The organism is Salinibacter altiplanensis (genome assembly GCF_002894645.1).
Lineage (GTDB): Bacteria > Bacteroidota > Rhodothermia > Rhodothermales > Salinibacteraceae > Salinibacter > Salinibacter altiplanensis.
Genome location: NZ_NCQY01000020.1, coordinates 419,775 through 445,166, shown reverse-complemented (window position 1 = coordinate 445,166; position 25,392 = coordinate 419,775). Strand labels below are relative to the sequence as shown.

Here is a 25,392-nt window from a genome sequence, read left to right as displayed (position 1 = left end):
CTCGGTCTCTCGGGGAGAGTGGATCGGGTCCGGACCCCTGGGCCGTTTTCCTTCCTGTCAGCACGATCGCTCGTCCGAACGGTCGCGCGGGGCCTCCCGGTTTGGGAAGTAGTTCCCCTGGTTCAGGTTCGAGTGTGAGCATGAGATTGCGGGGCAGAACGTCGTATCTTCTGGTCGAAATTTCGTTAGGCATATTTTTTGATTATGTTCATACCTCCTACTATAATACGAACCGTGAAATTGGGTGCTTTGGGTGAAAACTGACTCCGCTCCACCGGACCCTCCACCAGAGCACCCTGCGGGCTCTGAACCGCTCCCCTGGGGCCGCGATCGCTCCGGTGCCCGGAGACCATTTTGGGACAAGACTGACTCCGCGATTTCAATTCACACTCTCTGTGAATGATCTCTGGCAACAGATTGTCTCCATCTTTCACCCTGATGACGTAGATCTTTCCCGAGAAGAACAATCACGGATTCAGGACTTCCGACTTCTAACCCTTCTCGGGGCTGTCCTCATTCTTCTCTTCGGCCCGCTCTACGCGGCGGCCAACCCAGGGGCCATTGACCCGGTCTGGGCCCGGCTCGGGATCGCTAGCCTGCTTGGGTCCTTGGTTCCGGCCTCTCACCTGTCCCGCAGTGTACGCCACCACTTCATCTCGTGGCTACGTGGGTCCCTCTTTGCCGTAATGATCTGGTTGGTCACCACCACCACGCTGAATCATTTCGCCGGAGAGTTTGCCATCGGCCTCTTGCTGGGCTACACGGTCATCATCGCGTTCGTGGGCATAAGCGCACAGTCCATGCGACCGGTCGTGTGGTTTTCAATCTCCAGTCTCGTCCTGGTCGCGGCGGGACTCGGTGTTTCTCATGTCGTCGGCCCTGGGCCCAAAACCAGTCCGCTCATTCTGCTGGCGGGCGTGGCGGGCATCTCCCTCGCTGGGGGCATCGCGATCCATCGGCTGCTGTCAATGCGAAAAGCCCTTCGCAACCGGGAGGAGCAGCTCCACGTGATCACCGGCAATGTCTCGGACGGCATCTACCGGTCGACCCCCGAGGACGGGCTCGTCTACGCCAATCAGGCATTCGCCGAGCTGTTCGGGTACGAGAGCCCCGAGGCCATCCTTGAGGCGGACTCCACCTCTTTTTACGCCGAGCCGTCCGACCGGGCGCGTCTGCTGGAGGAAGAGCACGAGGCCGACGGCCTTGACCAAATGGAGGTTCGCTTCCGCCGGAGGGACGGCACTCCATTCATCGGCCTTGTCAGCAGCACGGTCGTACGCGACGAACAGGGAAACCCTCAGTACTACGACGGGGCCGTCACGGACATTACCGAACGAAAACAGCGTGAGCGGCGGCTCCGCGTCCTGTCCGAAGTGGTAGAACAGGCCGACGACGGCATCCTGGTGACGGCCCTGCCCCAAAACGGAACCCCAACGTTCGGGGATCTCGCCTTTGCCAACGGCGAGTCGGACGCTCTCGCCTCGACGAACGGCCCGTCGGACACCAGGACGACCTCGCCCATCGTGTACGCCAACCGGGCGTTCGAGGAGATGACCGGCTACCAGGAGGAGGAACTGCTCGGCCGCACCGTCGACGTGCTCGAGGGTCCCGAGACGGACCCGTCGGTAATTGGCGCCCTTCAGGGCAGGGACGAGGACGCGCAGGCGTGGGAGGGGGAAACGATTAGTTACCAGAAGGACGGCACGCCGTATGTCGTTCACTGGAATACGACCTCCGTCCAATCCGAAAAGGAACAGGTCGAGTACCGCGCCTCCATTCAGCGGGACGTGACCGACCGGCGCGAGATGGAGGAGCGCCTCCGCGAGCAGCGCAGTCGGTTGCAGGGAATGGCCAACAGCATTCCCGGCGTCACCTACCAGTTCTATGCGCGTCCGACCGGGGAGCGGGGGTGCCATTTCGTGAGCAAGCACGCCACGGAGGTGCTCGGTCTTCCCAGCACCCCGGACGCGTTCCACGACCAGTTCCACGACCACATTCCCCCCTCCCACCGCACCCGGGCGCTCAACGAAATCGATAGGGCCGTTGAGGAGGAGGCTTCCTGGCGCATCGAGGTTCCCTTCGACCGCCCCAACGGCGACCGCATCTGGCTTCTGGACACCGCCACCCCCGAGCGACGAAACGGAGAGCTCGTGTTTAACGGCGTCATGATTAACATCACCGAGCGGAGGGCGGCCGAGCGCGCCCTGCGGGACGAGCGCGACCGGTTTGAGAGCCTCTTCGAGAGCCTCCCAACCCCCATCATGCGCTGCACGATGGAGGACGGCACGAGCTACGTGTCGACGATCAACGAGGCCTTCGAGGAGACCTTTGGGGTGGAGGCCGGAGCGGTCGAGGGCACAAACATCGACGCGACCATCGTGCCGGACGACGCCAAGCACAAGGGCACCGCCCTCAACCGCCGCGCCGTGGAAGAGGGGGCGCTGAAGACGGAGGTGCGCCGCTTCACCGACGACGGCCCCCGCGACTTTCAACTCCAGGCGGCCGGCCGGACCCGTGAAGATGCCCCGCCGGAGATCCACGCCATCTACACCGACATCACCGAGCGGACCCGGCTGGAACAAGCGCTTACGTACCGGTCCGAGCTTGAGAGCAAGATTGTCGACATCTCAACCCGCTTCATCAACACGCCCATCGACGATCTGGACCGGGAGATCGAGGCGGCCCTTCAGGCCATCGCCACCTTCGTCGGCGCCGACCGGAGCTACGTCTTCTTGTTTGACGACGAGGCGGCCACCATGAGCAACACCCACGAGTGGCGAACCGAGGCGGCGGTCTCTGTGCAGTCTCGCCTCCAGAACATCCCGTACGCGGAGACGCCCTGGTTCATGGATCGGATGCGCCGCCGAGCGGGCCCGCTCCGGGTGCCCCGGATTACGGACCTGCCGCCCGAGGCCTCGGGCCTGCGGCGGCGCCTGGAGGCCGGCGACGTTCAGTCCCTGCTCGTGCTGCCGATGCTGAACGACCAGGCCCTGGTGGGCTTCGTCGGGTTCGACGCGGTGCAGCAGCCCCAGGACTGGGACGCGGACACCGTCATGCTGCTCCGCGTGCTCACCGACGCCATTTCCAATGCCCTCCAACGAAAGACGGCGGAAAAAGAGATGCTGGTGGCGAAGGAGGAGGCCGAGGACGCGAACCGGATGAAGTCAGTCTTCCTCGCCAACATGAGCCACGAGATCCGCACGCCCCTCACCTCGATTATCGGCTTCGCGGAGGCCATTGGAAACGAGCTCGGCCCAGAGACGACGGGGCCGGTCCTGCGGTTTGCGCAGCTCATCGAGAAGAGCGGGAACCGACTGCTCGAAACCCTGGATGGGGTTCTCAACCTCTCGAAGCTGGAGGCGGGCGAGATGGACCTCACGATCGCGCCCGTCGACCTTACCGCACAGGCCGCAGAGACCGCCGATCAGTTTGCGCCACAGGCCCAAGAGTCCGGCCTCTCTCTCCATACGGACTTCGACGATGCCCCGGTCTGGGCGCGGGCCGACGAGGGCGCGGTGCACATCGTGCTGCGCAACCTCATATCCAACGCCATCAAGTACACCGACGAGGGAGGCGACGTGGAGGTGCGGGTCCGCACCACCGGGGAGGCGGCCGTGTTGGCGGTAGAAGACACCGGCATCGGCATGAATCCCGATCAGGTCACGGACCTGTTCGAGGCCTTTCGCCAGGCCTCCGAGGGACTCGGCCGCGAGTACGAAGGCACGGGCCTGGGGCTGGCGGTCACCAAACAGGCGGTCGATCACATGGACGGCTCCATCGACGTGGAGACGGAGAAGGGCACCGGCACCCTCTTCGTCGTCCGCCTGCCCACGGCACGCCCGCCCTCCGCTCCGTCCCCGTGAGTCAGGGCCTGTGCTCCGGTTCCTCCCCGAGGCCCCCGCACAGCCTGCGGGCACACGACGGATTGACTTTCCCCCCCAGATGCCCATTTTTCAGAACACGGTGCCCATCCCCGTCGCGCCCAGGCCCGATACGCCCCGCATCACCTGTCTCCTTCTGTGCCCCTCGACGCCACGACTCAACTGGTGACCCTGCTTGGCCACCCGGTCGAGCACTCTTTCTCGCCCCGTCTCCACAACGCTGCCTTCCGGGCCCAAGACGTCCACGCCGCCTACGTGGCCACACCGGTCCGACCGGAGGCCCTCGACGACGCCGTCGCCGGACTTCGTGCACTGCAGTTTCTCGGGGCCAATGTGACAACCCCTCACAAAGAGGCGGTTCTTCCCCTCCTCGATGAGGTGACCGATCGGGCTCGGGCCGTAGGGGCCGTCAACACAATCGTCCGCGACGACGGCCGCCTGCGTGGCGACAACACGGATGTGGAGGGCTTTCTACACCCCCTGAGGACACGCGAGGGCGATACGCTCGACGGCGCCCCCATGCTCGTGTTTGGGGCCGGCGGCGCCGCCCGGGCCGTCGTCTACGGGCTACTGAGCCACTACCGCCCGGAGCGCCTGACAATCGTGGCCCGTCGCCCCGAGCAGGCCGAGGGGCTGGCCGCCGATCTGACCGACCACGCCCCCGACGGAGCCCTCCGTGTATCTTCCTTCGAGGCGGCAGCCCTGTCGGTCCGGACGAGCCGACTCGTCGTAAACGCCACGCCGCTGGGCATGGCCCCGGATCGCCGTGGACAAACCCCCTGGCCAACGCCCGTAGACTTCAGTGCCGATCATGTCGTCTACGACCTCGTCTATACCCCCGAGGAGACCCGGCTTCTGCGTGAGGCTGCCGCCGAGGGGGCAACGACCATCGGCGGCCTCGACATGCTCGTCGAGCAGGCCGCCGCGGCCTATCGGCAGTGGACCGCCTGCGACATGCCCCGAGCGGCAGTGTATGATGCGCTCCGGGCCGGCTGAATGCCTCCACGTCGGACATGTCCAGCGGGCCACCGTACCTGGAGATTGGAGGCTTCGACACGCTGAGTCATCTCTGCGGAACCAGCACGGGGCGCAGCTGTCGGGGCCCGCGGCTTCTACACTTTCCCCGTAGAGACAATTAATTGGGGACCCAAGGTTAAGGCGACCCAAGGTGCCGACAGGCAGGAAGATCAGCACGCGCAACGAACAGAAGGCCCCTCAAACAGTGGAATTTGTCGGGATGGCGGGACCGGTTGCACAAGTGTGCCACGACCGCCAGCGCCGGGTTGCGCCTGCAAACGGCACCGCCAGATTGTCCACGGGGCAGACGCACCCGCACGACGCTCCCCCTCCATTCCTGGTCCAGGTCCGTCCCCCTCGCCTCGTCTTTCGCTTCCACAACGTGGTTTGCCCATGAGCACCGTCGTCCGTCTCTCTCTTCGCCCCGCCGACGATGCCAAGGTTGCCCCGTTGGAAATGCTTCGCGACTTTGCCGACGTGAAGACCAGCTGGAGCTACCTGGAAGAAGACTCGCAGCACTACGCCAAGCTGAAGGAGACCCCGGGCCTCGTTCTCCGGCACCGCGCTGACCGCTCCCAGTACGTCGACCTGGGGTTTGTGGAGGCGGCCCCCACCACGGTGCAACTGGCCGTGCTGGACCGCCCCGGTGCCGATGCCCCGCTGTCCCCCGACGAGCGGGTCGACCTTCTCAACGCCTTCCTCGACGCGATGCGCGACTACCTGAGCACCCGGCCCGACCACGTCCGCCTCACGGTGAACCGCGACCCGGCCTCGTCCTGACGTCCGGCTCGTCGGCCGCTGCCAAACACAAAAGGCAGAGACGGCACCCTCGTCCTCTTATTCTACGACGCCGGGGTCTCGTCTGGCCAGTGAAAAGTGATTCGAACCTCAACGTCCGGGTGAAGGCTCTCGTCGACCGGACAGTGGTGGGCCGCACGCTCCAGTCGCTCTCGGGTTTGTTCGTCGAGGGCGCTCGGCATCGTCACCTCCGTCCGGAGCGACGTGATGCGACGCGGATTGGACGCCATTTCTTTCTCGACCGAAATCTCGATGCCCTCCAAGTCAAGGTCGTGCTCGTCGGCCTGAATGCCGAGAATGGTCGCGATGCAGGTGCCAAGTGCCGTGGCGACAAGATCCGTCGGGGAAAACGAGCGCCCCTCGCCATGGTTGTCTACCAGAGCATCGGTGGTGAGGGACACGCCGGACGGCCCATGCTCGGCCTCGCAGCGCAGGTCCCCAAGGTAGTCTGTATCGATTTGAACCATCGGACTGCAGCGGGTGGTGAAGGAACTCGAAGAAAACCTGTCCGAAGGGGGAGCGAAGCCGCACTGGAGTTGTTGCCCCCACGTCTCCACCAGCGCCCCGTCTAGTCCTCCCACCGCCGGTCGGTCAGCTCGCGCACGTCCGTTTCCGAAATCACGCTCCAGTACGGACTGCTCAGGTTGTTGCTCTTCGTGCGGTTGAAGGTAGCGCGGAGGAAGAGCGCCTTGTCGGCGTCCGGGTCCGCCCCTTCGAACGAAAACCCGCCCCAGTACAGCACCCAGTACGCCCGGGTGGGGGCCACGCCGAGCCGGCGTCCCACCAGGTCGGCCAGGTACTGCAGGTCTTCGATCGTCGACGGTCCCTGATTCTCAGCGAGCTCCCACAACACAACGGTGTGCTCTTCCTCCTCGTCCGGGGGGCCGGGGTAGACCTGCACCTGCACGGTTCCGGTCCGGCTGTAGCTGCGCCACGTGAGGGTCGTATCGGTCTGCGGCTGTGCAGCGGCCGGGGAGAGAACCAAAGCCCCGAGAACAGTGAGAATGAGACCCCGACACACAGAACCCATGGGCACGGCGACGGTCGATGGGACAGGCACTCCTCGTCCGCTAGACACGTGCACTCCTGGATTCGTAACGTGCAGGGCCGTCTCCACGGTTCTACCACGGGATGCGCTCTCGGTCGCGGAAAAAGCCCCCACTCGGGCCGTCCTCCGGAAGCGTAGCCAGCCAGAGGGCCGTGTCGGCTCCCTCCTCGGGCGTCCGGGGGGCCGCCTCGCCTCCCATACGGGTGTGCACCCAGCCCGGCCCCATCGAATTGACCTTCACGTCGGGGGCGTCGGGCAGTGCGTCGTCGAGGGTCATCGTTAGGGCGTTCAGGGCCGCCTTTGAGGCCGAGTAGGCGGCATGATTCGTGTCGAGCCCCTCCCCAAACGACCCAGATCCGGACGATACGTTCACGACGCGGCCGTACCCCCGATCAACCATGTCCGGCACGAAGGCCTTAACCAGCAGCCACGGGCCGCGCGTGTTGACCGTCCAGGCCTGGTCGAGCTGGTCAATCGAGGCCTCGAGCGCATCGCCGTCCGGGTAAACGCCCGCGTTGTTGACGAGCACATCCACCGTCACGTCGTCGGCGTCCAGGCGCTCCTTACAGGCCTCGATCGAGGCGGTCTCGATCACGTCGAGCTGCTCAACGCGCACCGAGCCACCGCGCTCTCGAATCGGGGCTGCGGCCTCCTCCCCACGTTCGTCGTCGCGCGCGCCCAGGACGACGTGCAGGCCCCGGTCGGCGAGGCCCTCACAGATCGCGAGGCCAATGCCGCGATTGCCCCCAGTGACAAGGGCGGTAGAGGGGGTATCCATCTGATCGAAACGTATGAATTGCAGACATTACGTCTTGCACGAATGAGGCACACGGATCCAGGTTCAGATCTTTTTTCGCCTCCGCTGGAGAAAATGAAGGGCTCCTCCGTGCCCTCCTACACGGACTTCTTTCAATTTTGTATAAAGTGTTATATTTTCAAGGAGCGGGGAACAGCCTCGCGTGAAAACGCGATGCCTACACCCATTAGACGAAGCGAGTGTTAATCCTGATGTGGTTACTGACACTTGCGCTCGTTGCCCGCTGCTCTTCATCGCCCCCCTCACCACAGCCCCTACCGGTACCATGAACCCACGAGATGGCCTTCTTGACACCCGTGTAAAGGACATTATTCGATACGGGCCCGCCTCCCCAGTCGACGACGAGAACGTTCTCACCACAGCCCCCTCGGCGACGGTGTTCGAATGTATTGGTCGGATGGCGGAGCGGGACGTTGGCTCCATCGTGGTGATGGAGGGGGACAGCATCGCCGGTCTTTTTACCGAGCGGGACTACATGCAAAGAATCGCCCTGGAGGGCCGGAGTTCGGACGAGACGGAGGTCCAGGAGGTAATGATCGAGGACGTCGTGACCGTCCGTCCCAACAAGCCGCTTGAGGAATGTCTGCGTCTGATGACGAGGCTCCGATGTCGTCACCTCCCCGTCGTGGACGAAGACGGCAGCCTGATGGACATCATCTCCATTGGGGACGGTGTGAAGCAGATTATCGAGACGGCCCAGCGGGAGACCAGTCGGCTTCGCCAGTACGTCACCGGGACGTATGCTGGATAGCGCCCACCCGGGCTGGCGTGCACACACGGTGGCGTCTGTGGCCTGAGAGGAGGCCCAGCGAGACGACCACGGATGTTCTCCGTCCGTCCCCCCTGTGGTGCCCCTCTGAACTGGGACGGGCGGACGAGGCCAATGCCGTCTCTCCCACGCTGCATCCCGGACCTGAGAAGATGCGGCGGCTATGTGCGCGTCGACGACGGCTCATCCACCGGAGAAGACGTCACAATGCGCTGTTCCGAGAGGCTCGGCTCGGCAGACCGGTCCACGTCTCGCCGCTGCAGTGCCCACAGCTCCGCGTAGCGACCGCCCTCCGCCAAGAGCTCATCGTGGGGGCCTTGCTCCACCAGTTGCCCGTCTTCCAGCACGAAGATCGTGTCCGCGTTCTCGATGGTGCTGAGGCGATGGGCGATGACAATGGACGTGAGTTGGTCGCCCCGCGCGAAGAGCCCATCCAGGGCATCCTGAATGACCGCTTCCGACTCGCTATCCAGATCGGAGGTTGCCTCGTCAAGCAGGAGGATGCGAGCATCGGTGAGGATGGCACGGGCAATGGCGACCCGCTGCTTCTGTCCGCCCGACAGTCGCACGCCACGCTCACCAATCTGGGTATCGTAGCCGTCGACCAGCTGCAGAATGAACTCGTGCGCGTTCGCCATCTCCGCGGCACGACGGACGGCCTCGTCGGGCACGTTGGGCTCGGCGTACCGAATGTTGTCTGCCACCGTGCCCGAGAAGAGGGTCGGGGCCTGCGGCACGAGAGCCACGTGCTTCCGTAGGGCCTCGAGATCGAACGCCCGCAGGTCGATCCCGTCGACCGTAACGCGTCCCTCCTGCGGATCCCAAAAGCGGCCGATGAGATTGGCCACTGTGCTTTTGCCGGCCCCGGACGACCCCACAAGCGCGGCCGTCTCGCCCGGCTCGATGCGGAGCGAAAGATCCCGGAGCGCCGGCTCATCGGCGTCCGGATACGAGAAGCGTACCTCCTCCAGCGCCACCGGCCCGACGGGCACGTCCGCACGGTCGCCTTCCGCTTCGGGCTCGGTGTCAACGAGTTCGGAGAGCCGCTCCAGGGCCGCCATGCCGGCCTGTAGCTTGTCGTTGAAGAACATCACCGACTGCACCGGCCCCTGCAGCTGGCGCTGGTACATGATGAACGCCGTGAGCTCGCCGAGTGAGAGGCTGCCCCCGGCCACCATCCCCCCCCCAACGAGCAGAAGGGCCCCGGTTCCATAGTTGGAGGTGATGTTGATGAGGCCCTCCATCTTGCCCACATCTTTGCGGCGGTCGAGGTTGATGTCGACGTACCTCTGGTTGTGCGTGCCAAAGCGCTCACGCTCCTGCTCTTCGCCGACGAAGGCCTTTACGACCCGGATGTTGGAAATCGCCTCGGTGGAGGTGGCGGTGAGACGCGCCACCGTCTCGCGGATGCTGCGCGAAGCGGTACGGAGGGGCTCCTGGTAGTAGTAGGTGACGAGGGCCAGAAGGGGCAGAATCACCAGGTTTACCAGGGCCAACCTCCAGTTCATCCACACCAGAAAACCGGCCACCACCAAAATGGCCACGAGCTGGCCGGAAAGGCGAGACGCCGCTGCCTGAATCATTCCCTTCAGCGCGTTCGGGTCGCTCACGACGCGCGAGCTGAGGGAGCCGGACTGCTCGTTGGAGAAGCGGGACACCGGCAGCGTTAACAGGTGATCGTAGGCCTGCATGCGCACGTCGCTCACCACCTGCTGCGTGAGGGCAAAGCTCCAGTACATGCCCCCGTACTCCACGACCGCCCGAAACAGGTAGAACCCGGCAAAGGCGAGCCCAAACCACAGAAACAGCGTCCCGCGCCCGTCCGGAATCACCACGTCGAACGCGTAGCGCACAAACTGGGGGCCCGCGGCCTGCAGTGCCGCCGAGAAACTGATCAGCAGGGCGACCCCGATGACGCGAGCCTTGTACGGGGAGAGCACCCCCCAGAGCCGGCTCAAAATGGTAAGGGTGGACTCACGGTCCGGAGCAGCCATAGACGTGCAGCGAAAGCGAGGAGAAAAATACAGGTGAGGCGGCGGCACTCCGACAGGCAGACAGGGACGGGCCTACGCGTGTCAACATCGTCACCATTCTGCCGCCCTTAGGATCTACGTAGGCCAGCAAAACAACGTTAAAAATCGTCATTCCGAGCGGAGCGAAGTCGAGGCGCTAGAAGCACAGCGACGGAGTGCTCCTGGAGTGAGTCTCTTCGCACACTGGCAACACCGTCCTCTGTCGGCGGTTTCCGCCTGGTCTCAAGAAATTCCCAGAGGATGCCCCTAGGGCCCCTTCGACTCCCTCTTCCCTTTGTTCGTCGGTCGCTCAGAATGACTTTCGGTTCACGTATTCGTTCTGATCTGCTTAGTTTTCCGACCAGAGCTTCATGGGCCGCAGCTCGGTCAGGGCCGCCACCATCAGCACGTGCTTCCAGGACACTCCAGCCGCCCGTTCGGCAAACTCCACAGATTCTTGGCGATGCGTAGCGGCGTCCAGCGCGGCACGGTGCACCGTTTGCTCCACCAGGTGGCTGACAAGGTGCTCTGTGGAGACCTGCTCCCCCGTCCCAAGGCGACGTCCTTGGGCCTGAGAGCCATCGAGTTCTTGCTCAAAGAAGTCGCGAAGAGGAGCCTGAACGGTCATGACTTTGAAGGTCGGTTGTGGAGACGGCACGTATGACGAGGGGGGCCGCGGGGCCCTCACTCAGGCGTCATCGGAGGGCGACTCGGGTCGGTAATATCGGTGATAGGTTACGTACGAGGTCATCAGAAGCGCAAACGCGATCCCCGGTGGAAGGAGCTCGGACGGGGGGTCTCCGACGGCCGCGTGGGCGATGACAGCAGACACAAAACTGATCGCAAAGCCGGCGTAGGCCCACTCTTTCAAAGCCCGAGGTAGAGGGGCAACCAGCACCACCGCCCCGGCAAGCTTGGCGATTCCGAGCTCGATCCGAAAGTAGTCGGGGAAGCCAAGTCGCTTGAAGGCCGCCGCCGGGCCGTCGGCCACAAAGTAGAGCGTCGCCGAGACCATCATGAAGAGGGCCACGAGGCTGGTTGACCCCCAGTAGAGATACTTCGTGCGCATGGGCTGACCTCTTCTTGGCTAGGAAGATGATTCCTCTACGACAAGGGATGACGGGGCCTGCCAGTCGTCTCCGAACACAAATTCATCGAGCGACTGGCGGGAGCGGGGCGCTTGTTCGGCCGTTCGCTTGTCGTCGCTCAGCATCTCCGGGTCGCCCAACTCCCCCACTGCGAGCCCCGCCATTGGCTCAAAATCGTCCGGCACATCGTAGGTCTCGCGGGCCACGTCTTTCCGAATACCGGCCATCTGGTGAACGTAGAGGTCCATCGCCGTCGCCTGGAAGGTGAGCGCGGCGGAGGCGGCCCCGACATCGTGAGGGGCACATCGGTTCGGACGATCGTTTTCCGAAAACGTCTTCTTGTAGAAGGACATCATCAGCACCGGGGCCTCCTGGGCCCAGGCCTGATTTCCGTCGATCAGGCAGGCGAGAAGCTGCTCGTGCGCCTCCGGGTCGTCGTGCCGCGACGCAACGACGTACCGCCACGGCTGCTCGTTGTAGGATGACATCGTCCACCGAGCCGCCTCCAGCATGCGCCGAATCTTCGCCGGCTCCACACGCCGGTCGGCGAAGGCACGCGGACTCCACCGCTCACGGAGGAGGGCTAGGACGTCGTGGTCGGGATCGGCGGTTTTCGGGTGCTGTGCGGCTGGAGACGAGGCCATTAGATTGGGCAGGCAAACACGGTGCAGGAGGTGTCGAGGAGATTTGCGCTATTCTGTATCGCTCGTTTCAATACCATGCATCTAAATTCTTTTTGGAATGAGTGTTCCAAATTAAGTCATCACGTTTTTGTGACGAGACTCAGAACCTGTTTTGGTTTTGGATCGGATGGGGAGAGCGAGCATCGATGAGCCGAAAATCGGCGCATGGCCGAGGGCTGTCGTGGTGCGCCCTGAGCGCCAGCGACGCGACGCGAAGCTAGTGCTGCCGTGCAGTGAAGTGCGTTCAGAGTGCTACCGCCTGAGACCGGAGGCGATGTGCAGGCCCTCACTGCCGCTCGGAGCCCCGAGACAGAAAGTGAAACAGGTTCTCAGTCTGGGTCGGGCGAGCCGGGTCGGTGCGCGGTCGGTGAGTCGCTGGTGGCACAGGTAATTCCCTGGAGGGTCGCCTCGACAATGTCCTGCACGACTTCATTGGGAGGATCGGTCTTGGCGGTCAGGTGGATGCCGTTGTAAGCGTTTGTGAGGTGACAGCCGAGGGCCTTCGCGTCGCGGGAAGCGTCGATGGCACCTGCCTCCTGGGCCCGCTCCACGGCCGCCCGAAACAGAGAGCGCATTTCTTTAAAGCTTTCTCGGGCTCGTTCTTGGGTTGACCCGTCCCGCGGGGCGCACTCCACCGCCGCGTTGGTCGTAAAGCATCCACAGCAGCTCTCCGTCGCCCGCTCGGCCACCGCCACGAAGGCCTGCCGAATGCCGTCCACCGCGGTCGGGGCCCCTCGAAGCTGCCCCCGCAGCCACTCGATGTCTTCCTGCCGGTACCGGTCGAGCGCCTCCAGGTACAACTCGTGCTTGCCCCCGAAGGCATTGTACAGGCTGCTCCGGTTGAGCTCCAGGTGGTCCACTAGGTCCTGCACACTGGTCGCCTCGTAGCCCTTTTCCCAGAAGAGCTGCATCGCCTGCTCAATTTTGGCATCGCGGTCAAACGTCGGGGATCGGGGCATGGGGAAGGGCCCACCGTGGACGGCGGAGGAACGTTGGAGAATGGGAGGTCGCTCTTTTGGAACGACCATTTCAACTAGATGTTCGGCGGCCCCTGTGGGACGTCACGTGCTGCCTCCGCGTGCCAAGGACGTTTGGACGACTGGGCCCCGACACCTATCTTGCCCGTGCCTTCCATTTCTCAATCGAAGTGCCACGTTCGCCCTGGGTCATTCCCCGGGACCGACCCATTCCGGGCCGGCAACCGTTCCCCTTCCGGGCTTCTCTTCTTCCGATCCACTCAATTTCGCCCATGTCCCTCACCATCGACGACGTTCGTGCTGCCCGCAAGCGCCTGGACGACCCGTCCGTCGTACGCAGAACCCCGATTGACTCCTGCCGCTCGCTCTCGGAGCTGTCCGGGGCCACCGCCATTCTCAAGATGGAGCACCTGCAGCGCACGGGGTCGTTCAAGACACGCGGGGCGTACAACAAGCTCGTTCAGGCGGCGTCCGGGGCCATCGCGCAGGTGGTGGCCGCCAGTGCCGGCAATCACGCCCAGGGCGTAGCCCTGGCGGCGACGACGGTCGGCCTGCCCTCGACGATCGTGATGCCCCGCAATGCCCCCCAGGCAAAGGTCGATGCAACGCGCAGCTACGGGGCCGACGTGGAACTGACGGGCGACACGTTTCAGGAAGCGATGACGCACGCTCAGAAGCTGGCCCGGGGCACCGACACCCTCTTCGTCCACGCATACGACGACCCGGCCATCGTGGCGGGGCAGGGCACCCTTGGGTTCGAGCTCCACGAGCAGGTGCCCGATGTCGACACCGTCATTGCCCCGATTGGGGGCGGAGGCCTCATCGGCGGCCTCAGCGTAGCCCTCGCGCACATCGCCCCGGACGTGCGGGTGGTGGGGGTGCAGGCCGAGGGCGCCGCGACGGTTCCTCAGAGTCTCGACAAGGGCGTTCCGGTGCCCATCGACCATCCGGACACCATCGCTGACGGCATCGCCACCGGCGGGGTGTCCGAGCTTACCCTGGGGCTCATCGACGATCACGTCGACGAAGTCCTCACCGTCAGCGACGGCGAGATTGCCGGGGCCATTCTGCTGCTGCTTGAACGGGCCAAGCAGCTGGTGGAGGGGGCGGGGGCCGCTCCGGTCGCCGCACTGCTGTCCGACAAGCTGGACGTGACGGGGGAGACGGTCGTCCCCCTCCTGTGCGGCGGCAACATTGACCCCGCGCGGCTGCAGGAGGTGCTCGACCACGCCATGGCCGACCGCATCCAACTCCTCCGTCTTCGGGTCCGCATCGACGATCAGCCCGGGAAGATGGCCGACATTTCCCAACGTATTGCCGGTCAGGGCGCAAACATCCGGCACGTGCGCCACGAGCGGGCAGTGCATGGTCTCGACGTGGGCCAGGCGTACCTGGTATTCGAAGTCATCACCAGTGGCCGAGGCCAGGCCGAGAACACCATTGCGGCCATCGAAAATGACGGGTACGAGGTAACGCGGGTCCACTAAGAACCCGTTTTGATTTTGGATCGGATGGGGGACGCGAGCATCGATGAGCCGAAAATCAGCGCATGGTCGAGGGCTGTCGTGGGGCGCCCCGAGACATGAATTGAAACAGGTTCTAAGCCGATGCCCAGCTGTTTCTCCTCCATAAAAACGTGAGGGACGGGGTCGAGTAACAGATCATGCACTCTGGACACATTGCCTTCGCAGCTCCCGGGCCCTTGATTCCCTGTTCCCTCACGATTCCCCGCGGCGGATGCCAAGTGCGACGGATTGTCGGGGCCTCCCCGCAGATTCTCCGGGATGGGATCGGCCCTCGTCCCGTTTTTGTCCGAGCATTGCCGAAGTGACAGGCCCGATCCGACCTCCCGTGCACTTGGTGCGCATGTTGCTATCTAAACGTCGTGTTGTTCACCACTGATTTCCAAACAAGTTGCTCCGCTTCATGCACTACTGCCTGCAGGACCCTCAGGACCAGGTGGTCGGATTTGTACTCGACGCCGACCAGCTCAGCCACGAGATCTACCAAATACTTGACTGGGCCGACGAGCACTTTGGGTCCTACTCGGTCAATCAGTCTGACGGACGTGTGTACGTTCGCTCCGACGAGATTACGGACGAATCGACCCTCCACACCGAGCCCCTGTCCGTTGGGGACCGCACCCCCGCGTCCGACGGCGGTCGCGATGAGAACAACGACGGAGGAGAAGCCGAGCCCATCGGGATGTAGTCGCTTGGCGGGAGTCATGCGGCTCCCCCTGCCGCCGAATCCATCGTCCGGTCGGTCTTGTTGTGCTCCCTCCGCATCGTCGACGGATTTGTTGAGCCGACTGTCCGTTTCATGGATCGCTCCCGCCACATCCCCGAGGCCGTCCGGCGACGGGTCGAATACTTCGATGGGCAGACGTGTCGAGAGTGCGGACGCACCATTGACGGTGAGATCCTACGGAAGCACCTCGATCACCGCACGGCCTTTTCGGACGGGGGGGCGCACGCCGTCTTCAACCTTGACCCGCTCTGCCACACGTGCAATCAGGAAAAAGGCGACCGATCCACCGAGCGCACGAGGGCCCTGCGGGCCCAGCACGACCAGCAGCGCACCAACACCCGACGGTACTTCCAGGACGCCGACGCCAGCATCGCGGGCAATGATCAGCTACGGACGCCGCAGGAGGAGGGGTATCTCGCACTGCGCGACTATTTCGACGCGGAGCGCACGGCGCAGCTCCCGGCCATCGTCGTCCTGCCTACGGGCTGTGGCAAGTCCGGTCTCATCGCCTGTGCCCCGTTCGGCGTCGCGGAGGGGCGGGTCCTGGTAGTGGCGCCCAACCTCACAATCAAGGACGGCCTGGCGGAGGGGACCTTCAGCGGCACCGGCAACTTCTACCAGTTCTGTGACGTGCTGCCCCCGGACGTGCGCCTGCCCCGCGTGGTGGCCCTGGAACGGGGCCGCGTGAACGAGGAGGACTGTCGGCGGGCGGACGTGATCGTGGCCAACGTGCAGCAGCTGCAGGGCTGGCTGCCTCTCTTCCCACCGGACTTCTTCGACCTCGTCATGGTGGATGAGGCACACCACGCCCCCGCCGACTCGTGGCAGAACGTCAACCGGGCGTTCCCCGACGCAAAAAAGATCTACTGCACGGCCACCCCATTCCGAAGCGACGAGCGCCCCATCCGTGCCGAGCCGGTCTATCGCTACCCGCTGGCCGATGCCATCAACGCCGGGTACGTAAAGAACATCGTGCGGGTCGACGCGGTGGCGTCGGAGATGACGTTTACCGTGGAGGGCGACGAACAATCGTTCACCCACGAGGAGATCATGAACCTGCGGGCGGAGACGTGGTTTTCACGGGGCGTGGCACTGTCGGACGTCTGTAATGAGACAATCGTCGATCGCAGCGTGCAGCTGCTCCGGGCCAAGAATCGGCGCGGCACACAGCAGCACCAGATCCTCGCCGCCGCCTGCTCCATCCGGCACGCCGAACGGGTCGCAGCCCTCTATCGGAGTCGTGACGTGGAGGCCTCGTTCGTGGCGAGCCGCGGCATGACCACCGAGGACCGTGAGCGGCGTCTCCGTGCCTACGAGCACGGCGACCTCGACGCCATGGTGCACGTCGGCATTCTGGGCGAGGGCTACGACAACAAACACATCTCCATCGCGGCCCTCTTCCGCCCGTTCCGCTCCGTGGCCCCCTACACTCAGTTCGTAGGCCGGGCCCTTCGCGCCCTGCCCGACGGCACCGACACCGACAATCTCGCCCACGTCGTGGCCCACGCGGGGCTCAATCAGGAGGGCCACTGGCAGTACTTCAAGCACGAGACAGAGGAGGCGCAGGTGCTGGCCGACCTCGACGCCCGGGCCCAAGCGCACGAAGAGGACGGAGCCGACGGACCCGAAGAGCCCCGGTCGCGGGATCACAGCGACAATGACCCGGCGCAGGTGACGAGCGAGGAGATCGAGGGCTTCGACGTGGACGCGTACCTGCCGGTGGAAGGGGCCGAGGCCGAAGAGGCGGAGGAGCACCTGAACGACATGGAAGAGGCCCTCGAAGGGTTGCGCGAAAAGGGACTCGACGTGCCCGACGCCGACGACATCAAACAGGAGATTGCGGAGCGCAATCAGCCTTTGGGCGACGAGGACTTGCCGCCCCCATCCAACCGCCCGGCCCGCGAGCGACACGCCCACCGCAAAATCCTAAATCACGCCGTCCGCCGCGCCGCGGGCACCGTGCTGCATCAACTCGACCTTCCAGCGGGGGATTCCCTCGTGGGGACCGTGGGCCAGGGCGACGAGGAGAGCAACGTCGAGGTTGTGATCCGGATGCTGCACCGGCGCGTGAATGCCGCGGTGGGTCGAGACGACGAGACAGAGGGCCGCAACGCGTGGCCGCTCACCGCGCTGAAGGCCGCGAAGGAGCACATTCCTGAGATCCGGAGCGCTGTGCGTACCGACATCAGCGCCACCATCGGAGACGGCACGGAGGAAGGCGCCGCTCCTGCCCCCTCGCCCCCCAACCAGACGGGGCAAGAAGACGGACCGTCGGGGGACACGTGGACGGCCGACGACGTGGATTGGGGAAATCCGTTCTCATCGTCACACTGACGCGTTCTACGTCGCCTCTGGCCTCAACCGCCTCGAAGCACTAGGAGACTTGTTGCACATCGGCCCGCCGCTGCCTTGAGCGCACCACCTCACAGGTCGCTCCGTTGGGGACCATCACTGCTCGTTTTACTCTCTTCCACGGCGGATGCCTTTTTTTCCCTCGGTTCGGCCCCCTCCCCAGACACATTCCACCGTCCTCTTGGTCGGGGCGTGCCTTCTCCTGATCGGGAGCACGGCTCCGTACGCAGTGGCGCAGGATGCACGGGTCGGCGTGCGCACAGGCCCCACGTTCGGGTTTCTTAGTGACGGCCCACGCCTTTTCTCCGGAGGCCAACGCAGCACCAACGCAAACCCGCGGATCGACCTGCACGCCGGAGCGTTTTTGCTTCTCCCATTCACCGACGCCTACGCCCTCCAGCCGGAGTTGCTGTACGTCCGGAAGGGAGGACACTTTTCTCAGCCGTTGTCCGAGCGCTATTCCGTAGAGCGGTATCGTCTGTCCTACGTGCAGGGCCTACTTCTCGGGCGCCGTGCCCTCCCGATTCGGGGCCGCCTGTCTGCCCACGTCGTGGCAGGGCTTTCACTGGACTTTGCGCTCAGGGGCACCGTCCAGCGCGACGCACGCTCCGCTCAGGGGACATTTGAGGACCACATCGATCTCGTGGGCCACGATCATCTTCGACGCTGGGACGTGGGACTTGTCGCGGGGGCAGGACTGGGATACGGGATTGGGGACACCGGGCGCCTGAGCCTCGAACTTCGGTACAACCCGGGCCTCCGCTCCGTCTTTGATAGTTCGCAGAATGCGTTGGGCCCGTCGACGAGCGCGGGGGCGTTCCCACTGGCCTCCTCCCCATCTACGCTTCGCCACGACGTGGTGACCGCCAGCGTCACGTACACGGTGCCTCTGCAGCTCTTTTGACCAGCCACCTCTCTGCGGGGCCTACTCGGCCTCGCGTGCGAACAGGGTCCCCCGCATGTACGGCCCCGCCAGTGTGAGGATGCGGCCCACCATGAGCGTCGCGATGCCCCACCACACGCCGACCAGGCCCCAGCCCATTGGGGATACCAACAGCAGCACGACGGCCGCCGCCAGGGCCGTTCCGATCATGGCCTTCGCGAGGTACGGGAAGGCCTCGGCCCCCATGTAGATGCCATCTCCCACGAAGACGAGTCCGTTCAGGGGCTGGAGCACCACCACGAAGAGGTACACGTCGAGCAGTACCGCGACCGTGTCGGGGTCGTCGGTGAAGAAACCGGGCAGGACGGGCCGTAGGGCCCAGAATCCGAGGCCGAGCACGACGCCCACGGCCAGCCCCCACTGGACCAGTCGGTTGGCCACCTCCCGGGCCGATTCCGGATCGTCCGCCCCGAGGTGCTTCGACACGAGGGCCTGCGCCGCCACGGCCAGTGCATCGACCAGCAGGGCGAGGAAGGTCCAGAGCTGGGCCGCGACCTGATGCGCCGCCACCGCCGTCACGCCCACGCGGGCCGCCATGGCCGTCGCCAGCGTCATGGTGCCCACGAGCGAGGCGGTGCGCAAGAACAGGTCCCGCCCCACCTTCAGAAACGGCACGAGCGTGTGGGGGGACGGCCCCCGGAGCGTAATCCCGAGCTCGTCCCGCCGCGAATGGAGGAGCAGGTACAGAAACGTGAGTGCCCCGACCCACTGGCCGACGGCCGTGGCCGCCGCGGCCCCCGCCAGGCCCCAGTCAAAGACAAAGATGAGAACCGGGTCGAGCCCCCCATTGACGACGTTGAAGCCGAGCGTCACCACCATTGGGGTTCGGGTGTCCTGATACCCCCGAAAGGCCCCGTGGCTGGCCGTAATGAGGAGTACCGCCGGGCCCGCCAGGGCGCGGATGCGCAGGTACGAGAGAGCCGGAGCCATCAACTCCTCACTCGCCCCCATCGCAAGTAGGATGGGCCGGGCGAAGGCTTGAAGGGCCACGAGGGCCACGACTCCCACCCCGACGGCGAGCACGAGGGCCCGCACCACCACCCGCCCGGCCTCATTCCGGTCATCGTTCCCCAGGGCCCGTCCCACGCGCGGGGTAGTACCGTACGCGAGGAAATTGAAGACGACGAACGTCATCGAAAAGATCGACGTGTTCACCCCGAGGGCCCCCAGGGGCACACGTCCGAGCTGCCCCACGAACGCGGTGTCGACCAGCGAAACGAGCGGCCCGGCGGCAAGTCCCGCAAGGGCCGGCACCGCCAGGTCCAAAATGTCACGATCGTACGGACTCGAAAGAACCAAGCGTGCCGACCCCACACATTCGACGCAACCACGAAACTGTCTTTCCTCACGGTCCCCACCACCAATAGATTCCCCCATGCCGCATCCGCGCGGCCCGCCCCCCAAAATTCACCGAGGGGCCATACCCGCCTCCTCGAATTTGGACGGCAGACACAAAAACCGCTCATGCCAAAACCAAAAAAGCTCTCGCCAACAAGAGGCTACGGGGGCTTTGCCGGGCCGAACGCCCCATTTGCAAAAATTCCCTCCGGAGCCTCTTCCTCAACAGGTGGACGCCGTCGTTCGTACGTCACCTCCCCTACGTCATTGCCCTTGGGGACCAACGACTCCATTTCATTTTACGCACGCCCGCCCGACCGCGATCGGAATGGGCGCAACGTCGGCGTCGGAGCCGCCCCTTTCTCCCATCAGGGCCCTGCATCCCCTCGACGGCCCCGTGTGCCCGGTGGATCGCGATCATGTTGAGCTTGTTCTGAAGGAGGGCTCTTGCCGTGCCATGGGTCCGATTCTCCACGAAAAACCGGCGAAGGGAACGCATCGGAGGCGGATGATAATGGTTCGATAACAACAGCGACGTAGATCTGGAAGTAGAGTGCACACCATGCGCACTCTTCGGGATGATTGCCTTCACACACCGTGACGGAACAGCAGCTCGGAACGAAGGAGTCCACCATCCTCGTCGTTGACGACGAGGAGGATCTGCTCAGCCTCGTGGAGTACAATCTGGAGCAGGAGGGCTTCGGCGTCGTGCTTGCCCGCAACGGGGTAGAGGCGCTTGAACAGGCGCGTGAGCACGACCCCGACCTCATCATTCTTGACATCATGATGCCGAAGATGGATGGCATCGAGGTGTGTCAGAAGCTGCGCAAGGATGCCCACCTTCGCACCATCCCCATCATGATGCTAACAGCCCGAGACGAAGAGGACGACAAGGTGCAGGGCCTGGACGTGGGGGCAGACATTTACCTCGGAAAGCCGGTGTCTGTGTCCGTCATCGCAAGCCAAACTCGGGCCCTGTTGCGCAGTGCGCACCGCTACGAAGACCCCCCCGATCAAATTGAGGTGCACAACCTGCGGGTGGACCGGGACCGTTACCTCGTGTACCAGGAAAATGGAGACGGCGAGACGGAAATGCGCTTTCCCCGAAAGGAATTTGAGCTGCTTTACTTTCTGGCCTCCCACCCTGGACGCGTGTTCTCTCGCCAGGAGATCCTCGACGAAGTCTGGGGCCGCGATGTCTACGTCGTCGACCGGACCGTGGACGTACACGTCCGCAAAATCCGTGAGAAGATCGGCAGCGAATACATTGAAACGGTCAAGGGGGTCGGGTATCGAATGAAAGAATAGGGGCTCAGCGCGGCACACGGGCTTTCTCTTGGCCCGACTGAGTATTATGATTGATTCAGCGTCTTCTCTACCGCCATCCTTTTTACTCGTCCACGTCCACAATGTCTAGGTTTTGGTCTTTGCTCGCGCAGTGTTCTTCGGGGTCATTGTCCGCCCTTCTCGGAAGCGCTGCACTGGCAATCGTACTCGTCGGATGCGGCGGCTCGTCGGTCGACTCCGTGAGCATTGATGGATCTAGCACGGTCTTCCCCCTCACGGAGGCCGTCGCCGAAGAGTTTATGGAGGACACGCAGAATGTCCGTGTAAACGTCGGCGTGAGCGGGACTGGAGGGGGGTTCTCAAAATTCCTGCGAGGAGAGACGGCCATCAACGACGCCTCACGGCCCATTTCGCCCGGAGAGATTGAGAAAGCCAAAGCGAACGGCATCGAGTTTATCGAAGTGCCGGTGGCCTATGATGGACTGGCGGTCATGGTTCACCCCACGAACGACTGGGCAAACTGCCTGACCGCCGATGAGCTCCGAGAGCTCTGGAAGCCGAACAGTTCCATTGACCGTTGGAATCAGCTCCGGGATGAATTTCCGGACCGCCCAATCGAACTGTACGGCCCCGGCACCGCCAGCGGCACGTACGACTACTTCACGGAGGCGATCGTGGGGGAGAGCGGGGCCAGTCGCGCCGACTACACGGCCAGTGAGGACGACAACGTGCTCGCCCAGGGCATCAGAGGCACCGAACTCGCCCTCGGGTACTTTGGGCTCGCCTACTACGAGAACAACGTGGACGAGCTGAAGGCCCTCGGCATCGACCCGGACGCGCGAGACCGTGGGGCCTCGTGTGTTACGCCGAGCGCCAAAACGGTACAGAACGGGAGCTACCGTCCCTTGTCGCGGCCCCTGTTCATTTATGTAAACGTGGACAAGATTACGTCCTCCACCGAGGACCTCGTCACGTTCTACCTCAACAATGCCGATGAACTGGCGAGCGACGTGGGATACGTCGCGATGCCGGACGACGCGTACGAGCTGGCCCTCGAGCGTTTCCGTACGCGCACAACCGGGACCGTCTTCGGGGCTGAGGGGGTCGACGCAACCGGCACCCGCGTCGAAGAGATGCTGCGGACGGCCATGACCGATACGACAGCCCAAGAATAACCCCGTCTGCCCGCCGACCGCCCGACCAGGCTGAGTGTCTATGAGTACGCCCCCATCTCCCCCCCCGACGACCGCGGAGAACGAAGCCACGCGCGATTCGCGTCCGGCCGAGGACCTCCGGCAGCAGGTCTACGACAGCCCGAAAGAGCAGGCCATTCAGTATGCACTCGGGGCATGCGCCCTGATTAGCGTGCTTACGACCCTCGGCATTGCCGCCGTGCTCATCATCGAGTCGCTCCCATTCTTCCAAGCGGTCCCCCTCACCGAATTCTTCGGGGAAACGCGCTGGACGCCACAGTTCACGGAGAAGTACTTCGGCATCTGGGCACTGCTGAGCGGAACGTTGCTCGTCACCGTGATCTCGGCGGTGGTGGCCCTCCCGGTGGGACTGGCCAGCGCCATCTTTGTCTCCGAGTACGCCGCGGACTGGGTCCGAAAATTGCTGAAGCCCGGCCTAGAACTGCTGGCCGGCGTGCCGACCGTCGTGTATGGCTACTTTGCGCTCACCTTCGTCACGCCGCTCCTGCAGACGGTCGTGCCCGGGCTCGGCGTCTACAACGCCCTTAGCGCAGGGGTTGTCGTCGGGATCATGATCATCCCCATGGTGGCCTCTCTCAGCGAGGATGCCCTCCAGGCCGTGCCCGACAGCCTGGCGCGGGCCGCCTACGCCCTCGGGGCCACCAAGTACGAGGCCGTGGTACGAGTGAATGTACCGGCCGCTTTGGGCGGCATTATGGCTAGCTTTATCCTCGCCGTGAGTCGGGCAATCGGAGAAACAATGATCGTCACGCTGGCGGCGGGGGCCTCGCCCAAAACGACCCTCGACCCGACCGCGGCCATTCAAACCATGACGGCCTTCATCGTACAGGTGAGCAAGGGCGATACGCCACAGGGGACCATCGAGTACCAGAGCATCTTCGCGGTCGGACTGGTGTTGTTTCTCATCACCCTCGCCATGAACATCTTTGCCAACCGCATCACCCGCCGTTACAAAGAAAAGTACTGAGTTAGGGGGGTAGATTGAGAGTTGTGCGCCACAAGCCGTCTGTTCTGGCACGCGCACGCGCTCCCCTCAGTCCAACAGCCTCACACTAACATGGAGCCCTCTCCGAACGGAACGTTTGAGCTTCGCCGATCGCAACGCAAGCGTGTCGGAATGATTTTGGCCGGGGTCCTCTTTCTGGCCACAATCTTCGGCATTGTGGTGCTCGTGGCACTCCTGGTGGACGTGATCTTGACGGCCGCCCCGTGGCTCGACGCGCAGTTCGTTCGTAGCTTTCCGTCTCGCACGCCGGGCGAGGCGGGAGTCTGGTCGGCGCTCATGGGCACCCTGTGGCTGATGGGACTCACAGCCCTCATTTCGGTCCCCTTGGGGGTGGCGTCCGCCGTCTACCTCGAAGAGTACGCGCAGGACGGATGGTTTTTGCGACTGATTCGGGTCAACATCGCCAACCTCGCGGGCGTGCCGTCGGTGGTCTATGGCATTTTGGGACTCGCGCTCTTCGTGCGGTTCGTGTCGCTGGGAAGCAGCCTTCTGGCCGGTGCCCTCACACTGAGCCTCCTGATCCTTCCGATCATCATCATTAGCACCCAGGAGGCCCTCCGGAGCGTTCCCAGTGGGGTTCGAGAAAGCGCCTACGCCCTCGGCGCCACGCGCTGGCAGGTCATTCAGAGCCACGTGCTGCCAATGGCCGCCCCCGGCATCATGACGGGCGTCATTCTCGCCCTCAGCCGCGCCATCGGCGAGACCGCTCCCCTCATTCTCGTCGGGGCGCTGACCTTCGTTTCCTTCGTGCCCCAGGGCGCTTTGGATCAGTTTACCGCCTTGCCGATTCAGATCTTTAACTGGGCGGCCCGCCCCCAAGACGAATTCCGGGCGCTCGCGGCCGCTGCCATCGTGGTGCTCATGATGCTCTTGTTTACCATGAACCTGACGGCAATCCTGCTGCGCAACTACTTCGAAGAGCGCCGTGCCGGCTCGTAGCCCCTCGCTCCCCCTTGCCTTGCTCGCACGACCAACTGTGCCCACCATGCCTGCCGACGAGTCTACCGACGACGTTTCCACCTCCCCAGCCTCCGCCGACCCGGTGTCCCCCAACGGCCGCCCGGACACCTCCGAGGCTTCGGGAAGCAGAGAGGACTCGTCCGGGGACGCCCCGACCGTCCATCCGAAGCTTGAGATCGAGGACCTGCACTTCTGGTACGACAACGGGGGGACCCATGCCCTGCAGGGCATCAGCATGGACGTTCAGCCCCATCGGGTGACGGCCCTGATCGGGCCCTCCGGATGCGGCAAGTCCACACTGCTCCGGTGCCTGAACCGCATGAACGAACTGATTCAGGGCACCACGCTCGAAGGCACCATCCTCGTCGATGGCCAGGACATCTACGCGGAGGACACCGACCCAGTGATGGTGCGGCGACGGGTCGGGATGGTGTTTCAGAAGCCGAACCCCTTTCCCAAGACCATCTACAAGAACGTGGCGTGGGGCGCCGAGATCAATGGCTACACCGGAGACCTCGACGCCCTCGTGGAGCGGTCGCTGCGTCAGGCTGCCCTCTGGGACGAGGTGAAGGATCAGCTGCACAGCCACGCGACCAACCTGAGTGGGGGGCAACAACAGCGCCTCTGCATTGCCCGGACCCTTGCCGTGCAGCCCGACGTGGTGCTCATGGACGAACCGGCCAGCGCCCTCGACCCGATCGCCACCTCGAAGATCGAAGAGACGATCACGGAGCTGAAGGAGGACTACACGATCGTGATCGTCACCCACAACATGCAACAGGCCTCCCGCATCAGTGACGAGACGGCCTTCCTCTACATGGGCCGGCTCATCGAAATGAACCCGACCGACCAGCTCTTTACCCGCCCCGAAAAGGACCGCACGGAGGCGTACGTAACCGGACGCTTCGGGTAGCGTCCTTCGGCTTTCATCCTGTGCTGATCCCTCTCCACT

The 25,392-nt window shown here is 64.1% G+C and carries 22 protein-coding genes; 13 read left to right on the top strand and 9 right to left on the bottom strand.

Going from position 1 to position 25,392, the window contains the following annotated elements; translation table 11 throughout:
- Positions 1-395 precede the first annotated feature (395 nt).
- The 3 genes from B7R93_RS09345 to B7R93_RS09335 all read left to right on the top strand — a co-directional run bounded on the left by B7R93_RS09345 (position 396) and on the right by B7R93_RS09335 (position 5,678).
- On the top strand, positions 396-3,863 hold the full coding sequence (locus B7R93_RS09345; RefSeq protein WP_103020490.1) for a PAS domain-containing sensor histidine kinase: 3,468 nt from the start codon (positions 396-398) through the stop codon (positions 3,861-3,863).
- Positions 3,864-4,019: 156 nt separating this feature from the next.
- Complete coding sequence (locus B7R93_RS09340; RefSeq protein WP_103020489.1) at positions 4,020-4,877, top strand: shikimate dehydrogenase; 858 nt, start codon at positions 4,020-4,022, stop codon at positions 4,875-4,877.
- Between the two features lie 414 nt (positions 4,878-5,291).
- Positions 5,292-5,678 carry a hypothetical protein gene (locus B7R93_RS09335; protein ID WP_103020488.1) on the top strand — a complete coding sequence of 129 codons (387 nt, stop codon included), beginning with the start codon at positions 5,292-5,294 and terminating at the stop codon, positions 5,676-5,678.
- Between the two features lie 62 nt (positions 5,679-5,740).
- Here the strand turns inward: B7R93_RS09335 and B7R93_RS09330 are convergent, their stop codons facing one another.
- The 3 genes from B7R93_RS09330 to B7R93_RS09320 all read right to left on the bottom strand — a co-directional run bounded on the left by B7R93_RS09330 (position 5,741) and on the right by B7R93_RS09320 (position 7,522).
- The gene (locus tag B7R93_RS09330) at positions 5,741-6,163 is read right to left on the bottom strand and encodes an OsmC family protein (protein ID WP_103020487.1); all 423 of its coding nucleotides are present in this window, start codon (positions 6,161-6,163) and stop codon (positions 5,741-5,743) included.
- 101 nt (positions 6,164-6,264) lie between these two features.
- Positions 6,265-6,681 (bottom strand): hypothetical protein, encoded by a 417-nt coding sequence (locus tag B7R93_RS09325; protein ID WP_232798249.1) that lies wholly within the window; start codon positions 6,679-6,681, stop codon positions 6,265-6,267.
- A 136-nt stretch (positions 6,682-6,817) separates the two neighbouring features.
- Entirely contained in the window at positions 6,818-7,522 is a 705-nt protein-coding gene (locus tag B7R93_RS09320) for an SDR family NAD(P)-dependent oxidoreductase (protein WP_103020485.1), read from the bottom strand.
- A 304-nt stretch (positions 7,523-7,826) separates the two neighbouring features.
- Between B7R93_RS09320 and B7R93_RS09315 the strand changes: the two genes are divergently transcribed.
- The gene (locus B7R93_RS09315) at positions 7,827-8,312 is read left to right on the top strand and encodes a CBS domain-containing protein (protein ID WP_103020484.1); all 486 of its coding nucleotides are present in this window, start codon (positions 7,827-7,829) and stop codon (positions 8,310-8,312) included.
- 179 nt (positions 8,313-8,491) lie between these two features.
- Here B7R93_RS09315 and B7R93_RS09310 read toward each other — a convergent pair whose 3' ends face one another.
- The 5 genes from B7R93_RS09310 to B7R93_RS09290 all read right to left on the bottom strand — a co-directional run bounded on the left by B7R93_RS09310 (position 8,492) and on the right by B7R93_RS09290 (position 13,072).
- Entirely contained in the window at positions 8,492-10,324 is a 1,833-nt protein-coding gene (locus B7R93_RS09310) for an ABC transporter ATP-binding protein (RefSeq protein WP_103020483.1), read from the bottom strand.
- 367 nt (positions 10,325-10,691) lie between these two features.
- Positions 10,692-10,970: a hypothetical protein gene (locus tag B7R93_RS09305; RefSeq protein ID WP_103020482.1), complete on the bottom strand. Its 279-nt coding sequence runs from the start codon at positions 10,968-10,970 to the stop codon at positions 10,692-10,694.
- Between the two features lie 60 nt (positions 10,971-11,030).
- Entirely contained in the window at positions 11,031-11,411 is a 381-nt protein-coding gene (locus B7R93_RS09300) for a DoxX family protein (RefSeq protein ID WP_103020481.1), read from the bottom strand.
- Between the two features lie 18 nt (positions 11,412-11,429).
- Positions 11,430-12,074 carry a nitroreductase family protein gene (locus B7R93_RS09295; protein ID WP_103020480.1) on the bottom strand — a complete coding sequence of 215 codons (645 nt, stop codon included), beginning with the start codon at positions 12,072-12,074 and terminating at the stop codon, positions 11,430-11,432.
- Positions 12,075-12,442: 368 nt separating this feature from the next.
- The gene (locus B7R93_RS09290; RefSeq protein ID WP_103020479.1) at positions 12,443-13,072 is read right to left on the bottom strand and encodes a TetR/AcrR family transcriptional regulator; all 630 of its coding nucleotides are present in this window, start codon (positions 13,070-13,072) and stop codon (positions 12,443-12,445) included.
- A gap of 290 nt (positions 13,073-13,362) precedes the next feature.
- Here B7R93_RS09290 and ilvA point away from each other — a divergent pair, with 290 nt between their 5' ends.
- The 4 genes from ilvA to B7R93_RS09270 all read left to right on the top strand — a co-directional run bounded on the left by ilvA (position 13,363) and on the right by B7R93_RS09270 (position 18,596).
- On the top strand, positions 13,363-14,577 hold the full coding sequence (gene ilvA / locus B7R93_RS09285) for a threonine ammonia-lyase (protein WP_103020478.1): 1,215 nt from the start codon (positions 13,363-13,365) through the stop codon (positions 14,575-14,577).
- Positions 14,578-15,016: 439 nt separating this feature from the next.
- Entirely contained in the window at positions 15,017-15,301 is a 285-nt protein-coding gene (locus tag B7R93_RS09280) for a hypothetical protein (RefSeq protein WP_103020477.1), read from the top strand.
- Positions 15,302-15,412: 111 nt separating this feature from the next.
- Positions 15,413-17,674, top strand: coding sequence for a DEAD/DEAH box helicase family protein (locus B7R93_RS09275; RefSeq protein ID WP_232798248.1), 2,262 nt, complete (start codon positions 15,413-15,415; stop codon positions 17,672-17,674).
- A gap of 145 nt (positions 17,675-17,819) precedes the next feature.
- Entirely contained in the window at positions 17,820-18,596 is a 777-nt protein-coding gene (locus tag B7R93_RS09270; protein WP_103020475.1) for a porin family protein, read from the top strand.
- A 21-nt stretch (positions 18,597-18,617) separates the two neighbouring features.
- Here the strand turns inward: B7R93_RS09270 and B7R93_RS09265 are convergent, their stop codons facing one another.
- A complete protein-coding gene (locus tag B7R93_RS09265) occupies positions 18,618-19,934 on the bottom strand; it encodes an MATE family efflux transporter (protein ID WP_103020474.1) in 1,317 nt (438 codons plus the stop codon).
- A gap of 636 nt (positions 19,935-20,570) precedes the next feature.
- Between B7R93_RS09265 and B7R93_RS09260 the strand changes: the two genes are divergently transcribed.
- The 5 genes from B7R93_RS09260 (at position 20,571) to pstB (ending at position 25,353) form a co-directional block, all read left to right on the top strand.
- Complete coding sequence (locus tag B7R93_RS09260) at positions 20,571-21,281, top strand: response regulator transcription factor (RefSeq protein WP_103020473.1); 711 nt, start codon at positions 20,571-20,573, stop codon at positions 21,279-21,281.
- Positions 21,282-21,382: 101 nt separating this feature from the next.
- Positions 21,383-22,435, top strand: a complete 1,053-nt coding sequence (locus tag B7R93_RS09255) for a PstS family phosphate ABC transporter substrate-binding protein (protein ID WP_103020655.1) — start codon at positions 21,383-21,385, stop codon at positions 22,433-22,435.
- Between the two features lie 40 nt (positions 22,436-22,475).
- On the top strand, positions 22,476-23,441 hold the full coding sequence (gene pstC, locus B7R93_RS09250; protein ID WP_103020472.1) for a phosphate ABC transporter permease subunit PstC: 966 nt from the start codon (positions 22,476-22,478) through the stop codon (positions 23,439-23,441).
- 90 nt (positions 23,442-23,531) lie between these two features.
- Complete coding sequence (pstA, locus tag B7R93_RS09245) at positions 23,532-24,419, top strand: phosphate ABC transporter permease PstA (protein ID WP_103020471.1); 888 nt, start codon at positions 23,532-23,534, stop codon at positions 24,417-24,419.
- A gap of 46 nt (positions 24,420-24,465) precedes the next feature.
- A complete protein-coding gene (gene pstB / locus B7R93_RS09240; protein WP_103020470.1) occupies positions 24,466-25,353 on the top strand; it encodes a phosphate ABC transporter ATP-binding protein PstB in 888 nt (295 codons plus the stop codon).
- Positions 25,354-25,392: the final 39 nt, after the last annotated feature.

Bases quoted from the DNA above. Each gene is read 5' to 3' on its own strand.
- B7R93_RS09315 (WP_103020484.1), top strand. From the start codon at position 7,827: ATGAACCCACGAGATGGCCTTCTTGACACCCGTGTAAAGGACATTATT.
- pstC (WP_103020472.1), top strand. From the start codon at position 22,476: ATGAGTACGCCCCCATCTCCCCCCCCGACGACCGCGGAGAACGAAGCC.
- B7R93_RS09295 (WP_103020480.1), bottom strand. From the start codon at position 12,074: ATGGCCTCGTCTCCAGCCGCACAGCACCCGAAAACCGCCGATCCCGAC.
- B7R93_RS09280 (WP_103020477.1), top strand. From the start codon at position 15,017: ATGCACTACTGCCTGCAGGACCCTCAGGACCAGGTGGTCGGATTTGTA.
- B7R93_RS09320 (WP_103020485.1), bottom strand. From the start codon at position 7,522: ATGGATACCCCCTCTACCGCCCTTGTCACTGGGGGCAATCGCGGCATT.
- B7R93_RS09255 (WP_103020655.1), top strand. From the start codon at position 21,383: ATGTCTAGGTTTTGGTCTTTGCTCGCGCAGTGTTCTTCGGGGTCATTG.
- B7R93_RS09305 (WP_103020482.1), bottom strand. From the start codon at position 10,970: ATGACCGTTCAGGCTCCTCTTCGCGACTTCTTTGAGCAAGAACTCGAT.
- B7R93_RS09330 (WP_103020487.1), bottom strand. From the start codon at position 6,163: ATGGTTCAAATCGATACAGACTACCTTGGGGACCTGCGCTGCGAGGCC.
- B7R93_RS09335 (WP_103020488.1), top strand. From the start codon at position 5,292: ATGAGCACCGTCGTCCGTCTCTCTCTTCGCCCCGCCGACGATGCCAAG.
- ilvA (WP_103020478.1), top strand. From the start codon at position 13,363: ATGTCCCTCACCATCGACGACGTTCGTGCTGCCCGCAAGCGCCTGGAC.
- B7R93_RS09310 (WP_103020483.1), bottom strand. From the start codon at position 10,324: ATGGCTGCTCCGGACCGTGAGTCCACCCTTACCATTTTGAGCCGGCTC.
- B7R93_RS09290 (WP_103020479.1), bottom strand. From the start codon at position 13,072: ATGCCCCGATCCCCGACGTTTGACCGCGATGCCAAAATTGAGCAGGCG.
- B7R93_RS09300 (WP_103020481.1), bottom strand. From the start codon at position 11,411: ATGCGCACGAAGTATCTCTACTGGGGGTCAACCAGCCTCGTGGCCCTC.
- B7R93_RS09270 (WP_103020475.1), top strand. From the start codon at position 17,820: ATGCCTTTTTTTCCCTCGGTTCGGCCCCCTCCCCAGACACATTCCACC.
- pstB (WP_103020470.1), top strand. From the start codon at position 24,466: ATGCCTGCCGACGAGTCTACCGACGACGTTTCCACCTCCCCAGCCTCC.
- pstA (WP_103020471.1), top strand. From the start codon at position 23,532: ATGGAGCCCTCTCCGAACGGAACGTTTGAGCTTCGCCGATCGCAACGC.
- B7R93_RS09275 (WP_232798248.1), top strand. From the start codon at position 15,413: ATGGATCGCTCCCGCCACATCCCCGAGGCCGTCCGGCGACGGGTCGAA.